The following is a 15099-nucleotide window of genomic DNA, read 5'->3' as shown; positions in this document are numbered from 1 at the left end:
AGCGCGCAGTTTCCCCCTGATTTCCCACAGGTTTTCCTTGTGACCACTACCAGTAGTGGTCGCCGAAAACCGACCGCTGAATCTGGCGGCATAGTGCTTGCCTTTTCTCTTTGGGCGGTGTATTCTCGGAAGTACCCCCCCGAGTGGCGGCTCCCTATTGGGTGCGCGTCGAAACGCTGGCATTCCATTGAGAGGAAGACGCCTTTGCTGACACTCAAACGCGTTGAAATCCAGGGCTTCAAGTCCTTCTGTGACCGCACCGAGATGCGATTCCAAGGTCGTGGCGTGGCCGCCGTAGTCGGCCCCAACGGCTGTGGCAAATCCAACCTCAGCGATGCAATCAGCTGGGTACTTGGCGAACAATCGGCGAAGTCGCTGCGCGGCGCCCGCATGGAAGACGTGATCTTTGCCGGCACCCACGGCCGCAAACCTGTCGGGATGGCGCAGGTCACCATGGTTTTGGTCGACCCCACCGGCAGTGTCGTGATTCCCGGAGCAAGACCCGAACAGGCCAAGCCGTCGAAGGGCGCCAAAGCCGCCCCGGTGGCCGTCGAGCCCGCCGCTGAAACGCCAGTGGACGCAGTGCCCTTCCAAGGGCCGGTCGAAGTGATCGAAGTCCCTGCGAATGAGCCGCTTACCACCGGACCCACAAACGGGCACGCGAATGGGACAAATGGCGCCGCACGCGCCAATGTCTTCTCTCTTCATTCGCCAGGTAAAGAACAGGAAATCACCATCACCCGGCGTCTGTTCCGCTCGGGTGAAAGTGAATACCTGATCAACGGCAAACAGGCTCGCCTGCGCGACATCCAGGACCTCTTCATGGGTACCGGACTTGGTCCGGAATCCTACGCCATCATCGAGCAGGGCCGCATCGGCCAGATCCTCTCGTCCAAGCCGCTCGACCGCCGCGCGGTTATTGAAGAGGCCGCCGGCATCAGCAAGTTCAAGACGAAGCGCCGCCTGGCGGAAGCCAAACTCGAGGGCGCCAAGCAGAACCTGACCCGCGTCTTCGACATCCTGGAAGAGGTCAACCGGCAGGTGAATTCACTCAAACGCCAGGCCGGTAAAGCCAAGCGTTATGAGGAGTTGAAGACTGAACTCGACGCCCAGTTGCGCGTTGCCCTCACCGGCCGCTACCGCCTGCTGGAGCGGGAGGCGACCCGCGTCGCCCTCGAACTCGGCGAAGCCACGCGCACCTACCAGGAACTGCACTCCAGCGTAGAGACAGAAGAAAAGTCGCTCGCCGCCGCTCGCGAGACGTTCTACCAGACCGAAGCCAACCTGACCGAAGCCCGCAAGCGCCTGGCGGAAGTCCGCATCGAAACCGAGCGCACGCGCGGCCAGATCGAATCGCAAGCCCGCCAGATCGGCGGCATCGACCAGCGCCTGCAGCAGGGCGAGGGCGAGAGCGAGGAGATGTACAAGCGCCTGGAAGCACTCGACCAGGAACGCACCAACCTCACCGCCCAGCTTCAGCAGTTGCAGGTGCAGGCCGGCGAAGCCCGCGAGCGGCTGATGGCGAAGAACGAGGAAAAGGACTCGCTCCAGGCCCAACTGCGGGAGCGGGAACGCGGTCTCGAGTCCGCCCGCCAGCAGGTGGTCCGCCTGCTGGGCGAGAGCTCCCAGCTCAAAAACCAGGTCGGCCAGATCGACACCTATCTCTCCGCCATGCAGCGGGATACGGCCCGCGTCCAGCACGACGAGACGACGGCGATCACCGATCTGGCCCGCCTCGAGCAGTCGAAAGCAGAGTTCGGCATCCGCCTCGCCAACCGCCAGATGGAGCTGGAGAACATCCAGACCCGGCGCAAGAGCGTGGACGCTGACTTGCAGGAGCGCAGGGCCCGCGCCCAGGAGACCCGCCGCCAACTGGACGGGTTGAAGACCGAGACTTCCCGCCTGCGCGCACGCCGCGACTCGCTGGAAGAAATCCTTTCCCACCGCGCGTATACGACCGAATCCGTAAAGCGTTTGTTTACGGCTATCGAGCGCGGCCAGGCGCAGGACCTGAAGCCTGCCGGCGTGCTGGCCGACTTCGTCGATCTCACTGATCCGAAGTTCGAAAAAGCGACCGAAGAATTCCTCCACGAAGAGCTCGAGTACGTGGTCGTCAAGACGTGGGACGATGCCCAGCGCGGCATCGACGTCCTGCGCGGCGACCTCGACGGCCGGGCTACCTTCCTCGTGGAACCCCACCTTAACGGTGACAGTACTGCTGTCGCCGCCTCCCCCGTTCACGAGCCGGCTATCGGTCCCGAAACCGGGATCGTTGGCCGGCTCAGTGATGGCATCCGCTTCACGAACGGGTTGACGAACGCTCCGGCCGCGCTGCTGCCGCGCCTGGCCCGCTGCTTCCTGGCGGAAGGCCGCGACTCCGCCCAGCGGCTGGCGATGATGTATCCGGATCTCTTCTTCCTGTTGCCCGACGGGGTCTGCTACAGCGGCCACGCCGTCAGCGGCGGCAAGAAGACCGGCACCGGCCCCCTCGCCCTGAAGCGCGAACTGCGCGAGATCAGCGGCCAGTTCCAGGTCCGCCAGAACGCACTGGCGACCGCCCAGGAGACGCTGGATCAACTGGACGGCGAGATCCAGTCTCTCAGCGAAGAGCTCGAGCGGCTCCGCACGGACCAGCAGCGGCAGGAGAAAGACACCCTGGTCCTCGACCAGGAGATGCGCAAGATCTCCGAGGAGTTCAATCGCGCCACCCAGAAGCTCTCTGTCTCCCGCGTGGAACTGGAGCGTTTGCAGCGCGATGCAGCCCGCAGCATGGAGCAGCGCCAGCAGAAGCAGGCGTTGGTGGAAGAGCGCGAGCAGCAGCGGGTCGCGGTGGAACAGTCCCTCGAACAGGGCCGCGCCGACCTCGAATCGCTCAAGCAGGAAGTGAATCTGCTCGCCGAAGAGCACTCTGTGCTTCGCGTCGAACTGGCCGGGTTTGACGAGCGCCGCCGCGGTGTGGAAAACGCCTCGGCCCGTCTCGAGAACCAGATCCGCGAGGTCACGAATCGCCGGCAGAGCCTGCAGGCCGAGATGGAGCGCCTGGGCGTGGCCCGCAACCGCTTCCTCGAGAACAACATGCAGCTCGAAGAGCGTGCCTCGTCGCTGGGCGACGAGCAGCAGTTCTTCGAGAAGACCGTGGGCGAGTTGGCCGAGTTGGAAACCGGCCAGCGCGCCGCCCTGGCGGCCAGCGAAGAGAACATCAAGACCACCCGCCAGGCGTCGGCCGAGGCACACGACAAGCGCAACCAGATTGAATTGAACCTGGTCCGCCGCCAGAGTGAGCTGAAGTTCCTCGACGACACCTGTAGGAAAGACCTCGACATCCCAGTGGCCGAACTGGCGGCGCAGGCCGCGGCCGCTCCGGCGGAAGTGGCGGAAGGCGAGACCGCGCCGGCCGTCGTCGAGTTGGACGAAATGGCCGTCTCGGACATCGAAGAGCGGGTTTCGGAACTGCGCAAGCGGATCGACGCCCTGGGCCCGGTGAATCCGGAGGCGCTCCACGAGTATCAGGAGTCGCAACAACGCTATGACTTCCTGAACACCCAGCGGCAGGACCTGCTCGATTCCATCCGCGACACCGAGAAGGCGATCAACGAGATCGACAGCGAGTCGCGCAAGCGCTTCGTCGAGGCCTTCGCGGTGATCAACGACAAGTTCCGCGACATGTTCAAGTCGTTGTTCGGCGGCGGGTTAGGCGAGATGCGCCTGACCGGCGAGGGCGATGCGCTCGACCAGGGCATCGAAATCGTGGCTTCGCCGCCCGGCAAGCGGCTGCAGAACGTCCTGCTGCTCTCGGGCGGTGAGAAGGCGCTGACAGCGGTGGCGCTGCTGATGGCGATCTTCCACTACCAGCCCAGCCCGTTCTGCATCCTGGACGAAGTCGACGCTCCGCTCGACGAAGCCAACGTAGGCCGTCTGGCCAATCTTTTGAAGGATATGGCGGCGCAAACGCAGTTCATTGTGATCACCCACGCCAAGAAGACGATGGAGGCGGCCGAGATGCTCTACGGCGTCACCATGCAGGAACAAGGCGTGTCGAAACTGGTGAGCGTGAGACTGCAGGCGCCGCCGCCTCCCCCGGCGCAGAGTATGCAAACGGCCGCGAGGGTGTAAGCAGTGAACAGGCAGTCCCAACCGGTCAAATTGATCGGAATCGCCGGGCCCTCGTGCTCCGGCAAGACGGAACTCGCGCGCTGGCTGTCCGCCAGGACCGGCGCGCGGGTCCTGAATCTCGACCACTATTACCTCGACCTCTCCCATCTGCCGATGGAGGTTCGGGAGAAGACAAACTTCGACGAGCCCCACATCGTCGACCACGACGCCATCCTGGAACATGCCCGGGCGCTTGCGTCCGGCCAGCCAATCCATGCGCCTCATTACAGTTTTGAGACCCACTCCCGGACGCCTGGGGACGACATCATCCAACCCGGCACGTGCGTGATCATGGAAGGGCTGTTCGCGCTCTACTGGCCCGAACTGCGGGATCTGCTGTCACTCAAACTGTACGTCGAGGCGCCGGAGGCGGTCTGCCTGGAGCGGCGGCTCTATCGCGACATCCGCGAACGCGCCCGTACGCCGGAGAGCGTGAAGTGGCAGTTCGAAACCAGTGTCCTGCCCGGCGCGCGCACCTTCATCTACCCCTGCCAGGACTTCGCCGATCTTTCGCTATCGGGTACCGACCCCATCGAGCGCTCAGGCGAACGCGTGCTTGAGTTCCTGGCCACCAACGAATAGCGGCGCTGAGCGACTTAACCAGAACTTTACGAACTGGCCCCCCGCGGGCGCCGTCTGTGAGGGTGCGATGATTCTGATGCAGGCCCGGCCGGACGTGCATCATACCTGCGGAACAGCATGCATTACCTCACAGAGCGGCCGCCGGATTGGATGAAGTGGTTGCTGCGCGCCGCCGGAACCTGGCATCTTGCGTTCGCGGTCATCGGCCTCTTTTTCCCGGCCATCCTGCTGCGCTACCTGATTCCCGGCCAACCGGCTCCTCCGCAAGTGGCGCTCGAGTTTCTCGGCGCGGCCGCCCTGCTGACCGCCGCGTTAGGAGCCGGATTCCTGTTCGCCGCCAGCCACGTTTTCCGGCATTGGCCGGTAGTTCTGATGGGCTTTCTCGCGAAGGTGGCCCTTGGCGCAGGACTCGGCCTGGAGATTGTCCGGCATCGCCTCGATCCCGCTGCCTGGCTGATCGTCATTCTCGACAATCTTGTATGGACTCTCGCGTTCGCGGTGCTGCTGCACGCCACGCACGAGATGATGCTGCGCATCCGGCGCACCGTCTCGCCCGATGTATTACGGTTTGCCCTGCGGCGTAAGACGCAGTATGGCATCACGCTCGACGAGCACTCGCGGCTGACGCCGGTGCTGCTCGTATTTCTGCGGCATACCGGCTGCATGTTCTGCCGTGAGGCGCTCAGCGACCTGGCCAGAATGCAGCCCGAAGTGGAGGCCCAGGGCGCTCGCCTGGTTCTGGTGCACATGGGGCGCGAACCGCATGCGGCGAACTTCTTTACTCACTATGGTTTGGAGAATGTTCCCCGCATCGGCGATCCGGAGCGCACCCTCTACCGCGCCTTCGCCTTGTCCCGAGGCAGCCTGTTGGACCTGTTCGGCCCCAAGGTATGGTGGCGCGCCTTCCAAGTGGGCATCCTCGGCCGCCACGGCATGGGCCGCCCTGTCGGCGATGCATTTCAAATGCCGGGCGCCTTCCTGTTGTTCCATGGCGAAATCGTCCGCACTTACCGCCACCAAAGCCCGGCGGACCGTCCGGATTACCTGGCCCTGGTCACCGGCCGGGACTATGCCGCACCTGAGCTCCGCGACTCCTGATCGCGTTTTGCCGCCAGCCGGTTTATGATTGCTTGTTAATGCAAGAACCCAATACTTCGCCGGTGAACGACGGTCGGGCACCAGGCTCGGTCGGGCTCTTTCGGCTGTTCGGTGTCCCGGTCCGCTTCCACTTCACCTTCTGGCTGCTGGTCATCTGGCTCATTTTCATGGGTTCGGAAGGCACGCAGTCCATTGCGGGTACGGCCCTGTACGTCATCGGCTTGTTTGCCTCCGTCCTGCTGCATGAGGCTGGACATGCCCTGGCCGCACGCCACTTTGGCATTCAGACCACCGAGATCGTGATGATGCCCTTGGGCGGGTTGGCGAAGCTGGCCCGGCAGCCCAAGCCGTCAGAGGAGTTCTGGGTAGCCCTCGCCGGGCCGATGGTGAACTTCGTGCTGGGCGCCGGTTTGCTCGGTTGGACTTATTCGCAGGGCGGCACGGTGGAGCTAAGCCATTGGCGGGCATCGACTGATGCCAATCTTCCCGGCAGGCTGGCAGTTACAAATCTTGTCTTAGCGTTTTTTAATTTGCTGCCTGCTTTTCCCATGGACGGCGGCCGGGTGATGAGATCCCTGCTCGCGGCAAAACGTCCGATCGAAGATGCCACACGCCTGACAGCCCGAATCGGCACCGTAGTGGCGGCGGCCATGGGTTTGTATGGTTTGTTAAATTCGAACTTCATCTTTATCTTCTTCGCCTTCATCGTCTATGTAGGTGCTACACAGGAAGTGATGGCGACATCCGCCCAGGCGCTGATGCGGGGCGCGACTGTTTTGGACGCAATGATCACGGATTTCCGCACTCTGCAGCATGGCCATTCGATCCGCGATGCAGCCGACCTTCTGCTGGCCACGTCCCAGCAGGATTTCCCGGTGCTTTCTGGAGAGGAGACCGTGGGTTTGTTGAACCGGACGGCTCTGCTCAAAGCGATGGCATCCGAAGGGCCGGACTCCTATGTCGCCGGAGCCATGGATCGGGCGTTCGCGCGGCTTTCTCCAGAGATGCAGCTTTCCGAGGCCGCTCTAATGATGGGTGAGTCCGGCAATTGCGCATTGGTGTTCAAACGCGAGAAACTAGTCGGGTTACTGACGGGCGAGAATCTTTCAGAGTTTCTGGTGCTTCGGAAGATCCGGCAATCACGCGGATCTGCCCAGGGACCTGATTCAGGTATCGAGCGAAATGTCTAATCCAGATGTATTGATCGTCGGCGCTGGGCTCGCCGGCATTTGTTGTGCGCGGGCATTGCAGAAGGAAGGCGTCTCATTCCAGGTGATTGAGGCGTCGGACAGTGTGGGGGGGCGTGTCCGGACTGAAAAAGTTGATGGATTTCTGCTGGATCGTGGCTTCCAGGTATTGCTCACCGCATATCCCGAAGCTCTGGAACAATTGGACTACGACCGGCTGCAGTTGTGCGCTTTCGCGCCTGGTGCGCTGATTCGCGCCGACGGCCGCTTCTTCCGCATTCCCGATCCCTGGCGCGAACCTGGCGCCTTCATGACCAGCCTTTTTTCGCCCATCGGCGGGTTTGCCGATAAGTTCAAGCTGTCGCGGATCCGAAGCGCTGTCCTGCGGAAAACGATCGAGGAGATCTTCGAGGGAGAAGACATCTCCACGATGCAGGCGCTGCGCCGGCGCCAGATCTCCCAGCCCATGATCGACCGCTTCTTCAAGCCGTTCATCGGCGGCGTCATGCTGGACCCGAAGCTGACCGTCTCCAACCGGCTGTTTGAGTTCGTTTTCAAGATGTTCGCCGAAGGCGACGCCGCCGTTCCGGCCGAGGGCATGCAGGCCATCCCCCGGCAATTGGCCGAAGTTCTCCCGGAAGGTTCGATCCGCTTCAATGAGCGTGTCCATTCCATCGGCCTCAACCAGGTGAAGCTCTCCACGGGCGAAGTGTTGGCGGCAAAACAGGTGGTAGTGGCGACGGAAGGACCGGAAGCCTCGCGCCTGCTGGGTTTTGATCGCACCATTTCGTCACGCAGCGTCTGCACTCTTTACTTCGCGGCCAAAGAGTCGCCGGTTGAGGAGCCGATGCTCGTGCTGAGCGGCAGCAGCCGGGGTCCTATCAACAACCTGGCGGTGATGAATGTTGTGGCGCCCGGATATGCGCCCGCAGGCGAGCAACTGGTGAGTATCACCGTGCTCGGCTGGCCCAGCCGGGACGACCAGACGGTGGTTAGCATGGTGCGCGGCCAACTGCGTCACTGGTACGGCCTGGTCGCCGATGAGTGGCGCCTGCTGCGGATGTACCGCATCGAACACGGCCTGCCGGTGGTCTCGCCCATGGAGTGGCAACAGTCGTCCAGACTGGCTGCGGGCTTGTATGTGTGTGGCGACCATCGCTCCACGCCCAGCATTCAGGGCGCAATGGAGAGCGGCCGCTTGACGGGTGAAGCCGTGATTCGCGAACTGAAGGGGCAGCCCGACCCAGTGACCCGCGTCCGTAAAGATGAGCCCAGGCTCGTTGAGCTGCGGGAATCGAACCAGGGCTGAGGCCTCGGCGTCAGGTTCTCAAAACGACAACACTTGGTACTGGATGGGGCGGCATCCTTGCGCTCCCATCCAGACTCCCTCCGCCTGAATGCGCCCCACTGTTTCCCGCGCTCCATTATGATACTTGCAGGCCTGATTAGCCGGAAATAGCCCGGCTCATCGCCAGAGGCCACCGCGACACGGTCGCCCGTAAGGAAGCCAATGCGACAGCAACAGTGGGACGCCTTCAAGAAAGCCGCCAAACGCCAGCCCGTGGATTCCGTTCCTCTCGCCCTGATTGTGGACAGCCCCTGGATGCCCGGGTATCTCGGCATTAACCACCTGGATTACTTCCTCGATCCGGAAGTCTGGTTCCAGTCCAACCTAAAGGTGGCCCAGGACTTTCCGGAAGTCACGCTGTTCCCGTCCTGGTGGGTGGAGTATGGCATGGCGATCGAGCCTTCCGCGATGGGGGCGCGCATCACCTTCCAGCCGGACCAGCCCCCCAGCCAGAGCGCGACCCTGCACCGCCTGGGCGATCTCGATCACATGGTCCCCATCGATCCCTGGCGGGACGGCTTCATGTCGTTGGCGCTGCATCGCTACCGCATGCAGAAGCAGCGCATCTTCGATGCCGGCTACACGATCCCCGTGGTCGCCGCCCGCGGTCCGCTCTGCACCGCCGCCTTCGTGCATGACGTCAACAACCTGATGACGAACATCGTCGATGATCCGGAGGGGGTGCATCGCCTGCTGTGCTTCGTTACCGATGGGATCATCGCGTGGTTGAAGGCACAGGCGGAAGCGATCGGCCCCTGCGTGGAAGGCATCTTCATCCTGGACGACGTAGTTGGGTTCCTCTCCCGCGCCTCATACAACCAGTTCGCCGCTCCGTACCTGAAGAAGATCTGCGACGCGTTCCCACCAGACTGGGTGAAGGTTTACCACAACGACGCAGCCATTAAACAGTTCCTGGACGACCTGCCCGACACCGGTTTTGACGTCCTGAACTTTAGCCACAAGGTGGACATTGCCGAGGCAGCCCGCAGGACTGGCGGCCGGATGTGCCTGATGGGGAATGTCTCTCCGCTGGAACTCGGGGTGCGCGGTACCGCCGAAGCGGTGAAAGCGGCGGCTCTCGAGGTGCTGAGAAAGACCTCCGGCACGAACCTGATCCTGTCGCTGGGCGGAGGCGCGAGTCCGGGCATGCCGGCGGAGAATATCCGGGCTCTGGTGGAGGCGGCACGCGAATTCGAAGCCAGCCGCTGAACTATCAAATGAACGGATTCAGTCCTGTGCGGCGCCTTGCAGCGCCCAGTGGTCGGCCGGAACCGGCCGCTTGGATTGTGTTTCGGCCCTTATTGGGATAACACTATACAGTTGAGCGCCAGCCGGCAGTGGTTGCGGTGGGCGGGTATGCCGTCCGGATGCCCTGGAAGGATCGGCTGAATCGGTTTAGCGGCGTTGGTGGGAGGATCGATGAGCGGAAAACTGCGGTGGTTGTGGGCCCTGGTGCCCCTGGCCGGACTTCATGCCGAGACCGGAGCGGATGCCTGGCTGAGGTACGCAGCGCTGGATGCCGCGGCCGCCCGCCGCTACGTGAACACCCTGCCGCCGGTCGTGGTCGTGCTCGGCAACTCGCCCGTCGAGCAGACGGCCCAGCGCGAATTGATTCGCGGCATCAGGGGCATGCTCGGCGTCACCCTGCGCGTCAGCTCCACAGTTCCGGCGGAAGGCGCCATTGTCCTTGGCCTGGACCCGGCTGTCCGCAAGGCGGTTCCAGGAACTCCAGCCGGTAATCCGCTGGCGGAGGACGGCTACGCGCTCAGTCTTCGGACTGCAGGTACGGCCCGGCACCTCTCCATTGCCGGGGGCAGTGAGCGTGGAGTGCTCTACGGCACTTTCGCCCTGCTGCGAAAGATCGCGTTGGGCGAGGCGATGGAGGCGCTCAACGAGCACTCCGCGCCCTACGCGCCAGTACGTTGGGTGAACCACTGGGACAACCTCGATGGCACCATCGAACGCGGTTACGGCGGCCGGTCCATCTTCTGGGACAAGGGCGTCGTGCGCGAGGACCTGAGCCGCGTCAGCGAATACGGACGCCTGCTTGCCTCGCTCGGCATCAACGGCTGTTCCATCAACAACGTCAATACCGATCCCCGAATCCTGACTGCAGAGTACCTGCCGCAGATCGCGCGCATCGCCGAGGCGTTCCGGCCGTGGGGTGTCCGCCTGGTGTTGTCCGTTGACTTCGGCAGTCCGCAGCGAGTGGGCGGCCTGGCGACCTTCGATCCGCTGGATGCCGGCGTGGCCGCCTGGTGGAAGGCGAAGACGGACGAACTCTACCGGGCCGTGCCCGATCTCGCTGGATTGCTGCTGAAAGCGGATTCGGAAGGGCGCATCGGACCTTCCGCCTACGGGCGTACCCATGCCGACGCGGCGAACGTCATCGCCCGCGCCTTGAAGCCGCACGGCGGACTGTTCTTCTACCGCGGGTTCGTCTACGACCACCACATGGACTGGCGCAATCTGAAGAACGACCGGGCTCGCGCCGCCTACGACAACTTCAACCGCCTGGACGGCCAGTTCGACGACAACGTCGTCATCCAGATCAAGCACGGTCCCATCGATTTCCAGGTGCGCGAACCTGCCTCGCCACTGTTCGGAGCGTTGGAGCACACCAACCAGGCGATCGAGCTGCAGGTGACCCAGGAGTACTTCGGGCAGGCCCGCCAGTTGGTGTTCCTGGTTCCGATGTGGAAAGAGGCGCTCGATTTCGACATGCAGGCGCGCGGCGCCGGCACTCCGGTGAAGGCCCTGGTGGCTGGGAAAGTCTTCCAGCGCCCGACCGGCGGGTTTGTAGGCGTCTCCAATGTGGGCCTGGACGCCAACTGGCTGGGCAACCACATGTCGCAGGCGAATCTGTACGGTTATGGACGGCTGGCCTGGAATCCAGACCTCACGTCGCAGCAGATTGCGGCCGAGTGGACGCGGCTGACCTTCGGTAATGATCCGCAGGTTGTGCAGACCATCGAGTCGCTGCAGTTGAAGTCGTGGCGGGTGTTTGAGGACTACACCGGCCCGCTCGGGCTGCAGACCCTCACTGATATTGTGGGCAACCACTACGGCGTGTCGGTGGAGGCATCGGAACGCAACGGCTGGGGCCAATGGCACCGGTCTGATGAGAAGGGCGCAGGGATGGACCGCACGGTGGCGACCGGCACCGGCTACGCAGGCCAGTACCGGCCGGCGGTAGCGAAGCGCTACGAGTCACTGGCGACTTGTCCTGACGAACTGCTACTGTTCTTCCACCACGTGCCGTATACGCACATGCTGCATTCGGGCAAGACGGTGATCCAGACGCTCTACGACCTGCACTATGACGGCGCGGTCTCGGTGGAGGGCTATGTGAACTCCTGGAAGCTCTTGAAGGGGCGCGTGGACGAGCGGCGCTATGCCGAGGTGCTGGCGCAGTTGGAGTATCACGCCGGGCAGGCGCAGGTCTGGCGCGATGCGGTGAACAACTGGTTCCACCGCGCGTCGGGCATTGCGGATGCGAAGGGCCGGGTCGGGCATCAACCGGGCCGGATTGAGGCCGAGGCCATGACGCTGGAGGGCTATGCGGAGACGCCGGTGACTCCTTGGGAGGGCGGCTCGGGTGGAAAAGCCGTGGCCTGTCAGGCGGCGGAGTGTTCGGCCGCGACCCGCTTTGAAGGCAAGGCGGGCTGGTACACGGTTCGAGTACAGTACTTCGACCAGAACAATGGCAATGCCCGGTACCGGGTGAAGGTCGGAGAGCAGGTTGTGGATGAATGGACCGCGTCGAACTGGGTCCCGACACAGAAGATCGACAGTTCTTCGTCCACCCGGCGCAGCGTGACGGGCATCGCACTGCGACCGGGTGATGTGATCCGGGTGGAGGGCACTCCGGACGGCGGAGAGAAGGCGGCCCTCGACTATCTCGAGGTGTTGCCAGAGCGGCCGTAGACTCACTCGCCTGTTATGGGATTGTCCAGGTGCCGGTTTGGACCCAGCCCGTGTCGCGGCCCGTGGGGTCCAGGGTGCGCTGATAGATGTTCTTGAGGCCGGACATGGGGGGCTTCAAGGTGACGGGCCAGTGGATGTAGAACAGCCCACTGGCTTTGCTAATCGAGGTGTAGGCCGTGTTGAGGGAGCATGCACTGCTGTCGAGGTCCGTGGAAGCCGTTCCCGGCGCGACGGGTCCGAGGAAGAAGCCTACATCGGAGGAGTACATCCAGAGCCCGTTGCCGGCCTTGTCGTAGTGGAGGAAACAGAAGGGCTGGCCTCCGCCGTCGGGGGCGGCGGCTATGAGGAACTGGGCCCAGCCTTGATTGACGCCTTCGAAGCCAGGCGGGTCGGGGTACAGTGCGCTGAAGAAAGGGCTGACGGATGACTGGCCGTTCGGAGAGACGGCCATCGCTGGCAGCGCGGGCAGTTTGGCCGACCAGGTGCCGCGCTGAATCCAGCCCGTGTCGACTCCGGCGGTGGTGTAGGCGCGGAAGTAGACCTTCAACGCGGCAGTGGACTTAAAGGTGATATTCGTGGCTACAGTGAGCGTACTGAGGTAGAAGCTCGCCACAGTGGATTCTGTACTCACCGCGCAAAGGCCATTGCGAAGATTGCCCGTGACGGCGCCGGGGGCATGGGGACCGACGAAGAATCCCTGGTCTCCATAGAACCAGAGGCCATTGCCTTGCACGTCATAGTGGAGGAAGCAGAAGGGCCGGCCGCCCCCATCGGGTGCCGCGGCGAAGAGAATCTGCACCCAGGCGAGTTGCTGGTCCGGCGTGCCCGGCGTGAAATGGGGGTTGAGATACGCGGTGGCGTCGGATCCGAGATAGCCGGGGGAATCGATGACAGGTGGCGCCAGTCCGGAGCCGATGAACGAGGCGGTGACGGAGGAGGGGCCGGACAAAAGGATGGTCTGCGGGTTGGCGGTTCCGCTGAGCGGGGCCGAGAATCCAGTGAAGGTGTAGCCCGCGGCTGGCGTGGCCGTGACCTGGACCTGGGCGCCAGCCGGCCAGAATGCGGTCTCCGGTGTGACGGTTCCCCCGACGCTAGTGATCGTCTCAAGCAGGAAGTACGGCTTCCAAACCAGTGAGTAGCTGGCATCGGCGTCGCCGAGAGTGATCTGGTGGGTGGCCGGGCCGTTGTCGCTCCAACTGTCGAAATCGAAGCGGACGGTTCCGCCATCGGGAACCTGGGTAGCCTCAGTGGAGAGGGTGTGGGTACTGCCGGGCGAAACCCGCAGGGAGATGAACGGCCCGAAGTGGGGCCGGTACCCGTCGATGAAGAAAGCACCGTGTACGAGGTGGCCATTGGTATCGGCCAGGGGCGGGGCCGAAGTGGTGGCGTGCAGGAGGATTGGCTTCGCGGACAGGATTGCGACGGCGTAGTCCATGGTAGCCACCAGCAACCGAGTGTGGGTGAGGGTGCTGAGCGCCTGCGGCGCATTAGGGAAGTAATTGAAGCCGAGGCCGCCTGGGATTCGGCCCCAGGCTTGTACGGTGCCATCGTCGCGCACGGCGGCCGCGAAGGTGTAAGCTCCGGTGAGCGCGACGGCGTGATCCAGGCCCGCTGGGACTTTCGCCACGGCGCTGGTCCCGTACTTGTCCCAGGCGACCACGGTTCCGTCGGGTCGGATGGCGGCAACGCTGTAATCGCCAAGGCAGGCGGCCTGGGTGAGTCTACCGAGTCCGGCGGGGGTGGGCGGAACGCCGCTGCCCCAGGTGACGACCGATCCCTGGGCGGTGACGGCGGCGACGCAGCCGGAGTTGGTGTTGACCTGGACGACACCTGTGAGGCCCGAAGGCACGGTGAGTTCGGGGCTGGTTCCGTATCCGAGCGCAGTGACAGTGCCGTCGGCGTGGAGCGCGATGACGGGATACGTCATCCAGGGGTCCGCGCTGAGGGCGACGATGTCCGTGAGGCTGGTGGTATCCGGCACTTCGGCCCACGGGCTCCAGCCGGTGACGGTGCCGTCGCTCTTCAAAGCAAAGAAGTTCCAGTAGGTGACACCTACGGCAACGATGCCGGTGAGGTTGCTGGGGACGATGAGGTTCCCTGGGTAATTGAACGTCCAGGCCGAGACGGTGCCGTCTTTGTGGAGGACGATGCCCCCGTACTTCGATGCCGCGACGGACACCGCATCGGAGACGTCGTGTGGTACCCAGAGTCCCGAGGTGTAATCGGTGCCGTCATCCATGGCCAGCAGCCAGCCCTCCGAGGCGATGGACGTCAGGTCGGTGGCCGAATTGTCGGCGGCATTCTGATCGCCGCCTCCAGCGACGGTGACCGTGTTGCTGACGGAGTTTGGGGCGTTGGCGCCGATAGTGGCCAGGACGGTGATGGTCGGCAACATCTGGCCGGCCTGCACGATGTCGGCGCGGGTGCAGGTGCTGCCCAGGCAGGTCCAGCCGGGACCGGTCATCGAGGTGAGGGTGAGGCCTGATGGCAGCGCGTCGGTGACGGAAATGGGTCCCGAGGTGGCTGCCGTGCCTACGTTCGTGACGCGGATCAGGTAGACCGCGTTGGTTTGACCACGGAGAAAGGCGGAGGTGTGGGTGAGCGAGACAGTCAGGTTGGGAACGCCGGGAGTTTCACTGCGGAGGGTCGGGCTGAGCGTGGCCGCCAACAGCAAAACACGACAAACACTGGCGCGAATCATGAACTTCCTTTTCTAACCAGGCGAAAGCGGATTTCGCAGGGAACCGGCGGATCAAAGAACACAGCACGGCCGGGCCGGCACGGAGAGCCAGCCCGGCCGTGCGG

Annotated in this window: 9 protein-coding genes; 8 read left to right on the top strand and 1 reads right to left on the bottom strand. The window is 63.5% G+C overall.

What is annotated here, in order from left to right:
• The first annotated feature begins 204 nt into the window (after positions 1-204).
• The 8 genes from smc to IRI77_RS08010 all read left to right on the top strand — a co-directional run bounded on the left by smc (position 205) and on the right by IRI77_RS08010 (position 12294).
• On the top strand, positions 205-4113 hold the full coding sequence (gene smc / locus IRI77_RS08045) for a chromosome segregation protein SMC (protein ID WP_194451556.1): 3909 nt from the start codon (positions 205-207) through the stop codon (positions 4111-4113).
• 3 nt (positions 4114-4116) lie between these two features.
• Positions 4117-4734: a uridine kinase family protein gene (locus IRI77_RS08040; protein WP_194451555.1), complete on the top strand. Its 618-nt coding sequence runs from the start codon at positions 4117-4119 to the stop codon at positions 4732-4734.
• A gap of 117 nt (positions 4735-4851) precedes the next feature.
• Positions 4852-5832: a SelL-related redox protein gene (locus IRI77_RS08035; protein ID WP_194451554.1), complete on the top strand. Its 981-nt coding sequence runs from the start codon at positions 4852-4854 to the stop codon at positions 5830-5832.
• A gap of 38 nt (positions 5833-5870) precedes the next feature.
• Entirely contained in the window at positions 5871-7022 is a 1152-nt protein-coding gene (locus IRI77_RS08030) for a M50 family metallopeptidase (RefSeq protein WP_194451553.1), read from the top strand.
• The gene (locus tag IRI77_RS08025) at positions 7015-8328 is read left to right on the top strand and encodes an NAD(P)/FAD-dependent oxidoreductase (protein ID WP_194451552.1); all 1314 of its coding nucleotides are present in this window, start codon (positions 7015-7017) and stop codon (positions 8326-8328) included. Before IRI77_RS08030 ends, IRI77_RS08025 begins: the two co-directional genes overlap by 8 nt.
• Positions 8313-8468, top strand: coding sequence for a twin-arginine translocation signal domain-containing protein (locus IRI77_RS38590; protein ID WP_194453600.1), 156 nt, complete (start codon positions 8313-8315; stop codon positions 8466-8468). The genes IRI77_RS08025 and IRI77_RS38590 overlap by 16 nt, the downstream gene beginning before the upstream one ends.
• A gap of 61 nt (positions 8469-8529) precedes the next feature.
• A complete protein-coding gene (locus IRI77_RS08015) occupies positions 8530-9576 on the top strand; it encodes a uroporphyrinogen decarboxylase family protein (protein WP_194451551.1) in 1047 nt (348 codons plus the stop codon).
• Positions 9577-9786: 210 nt separating this feature from the next.
• Entirely contained in the window at positions 9787-12294 is a 2508-nt protein-coding gene (locus tag IRI77_RS08010) for an alpha-glucuronidase family glycosyl hydrolase (protein ID WP_194451550.1), read from the top strand.
• A 13-nt stretch (positions 12295-12307) separates the two neighbouring features.
• Here the strand turns inward: IRI77_RS08010 and IRI77_RS08005 are convergent, their stop codons facing one another.
• On the bottom strand, positions 12308-14995 hold the full coding sequence (locus IRI77_RS08005) for an InlB B-repeat-containing protein (protein WP_194451549.1): 2688 nt from the start codon (positions 14993-14995) through the stop codon (positions 12308-12310).
• Between the last annotated feature and the right edge of the window lie 104 nt (positions 14996-15099).

Origin of the sequence: Paludibaculum fermentans, assembly GCF_015277775.1 — a bacterium.
Lineage (GTDB): Bacteria > Acidobacteriota > Terriglobia > Bryobacterales > Bryobacteraceae > Paludibaculum > Paludibaculum fermentans.
The sequence above is the reverse complement of the archived record's forward strand: the minus strand, read 5'-3'. Positions and strand labels throughout refer to the sequence as shown.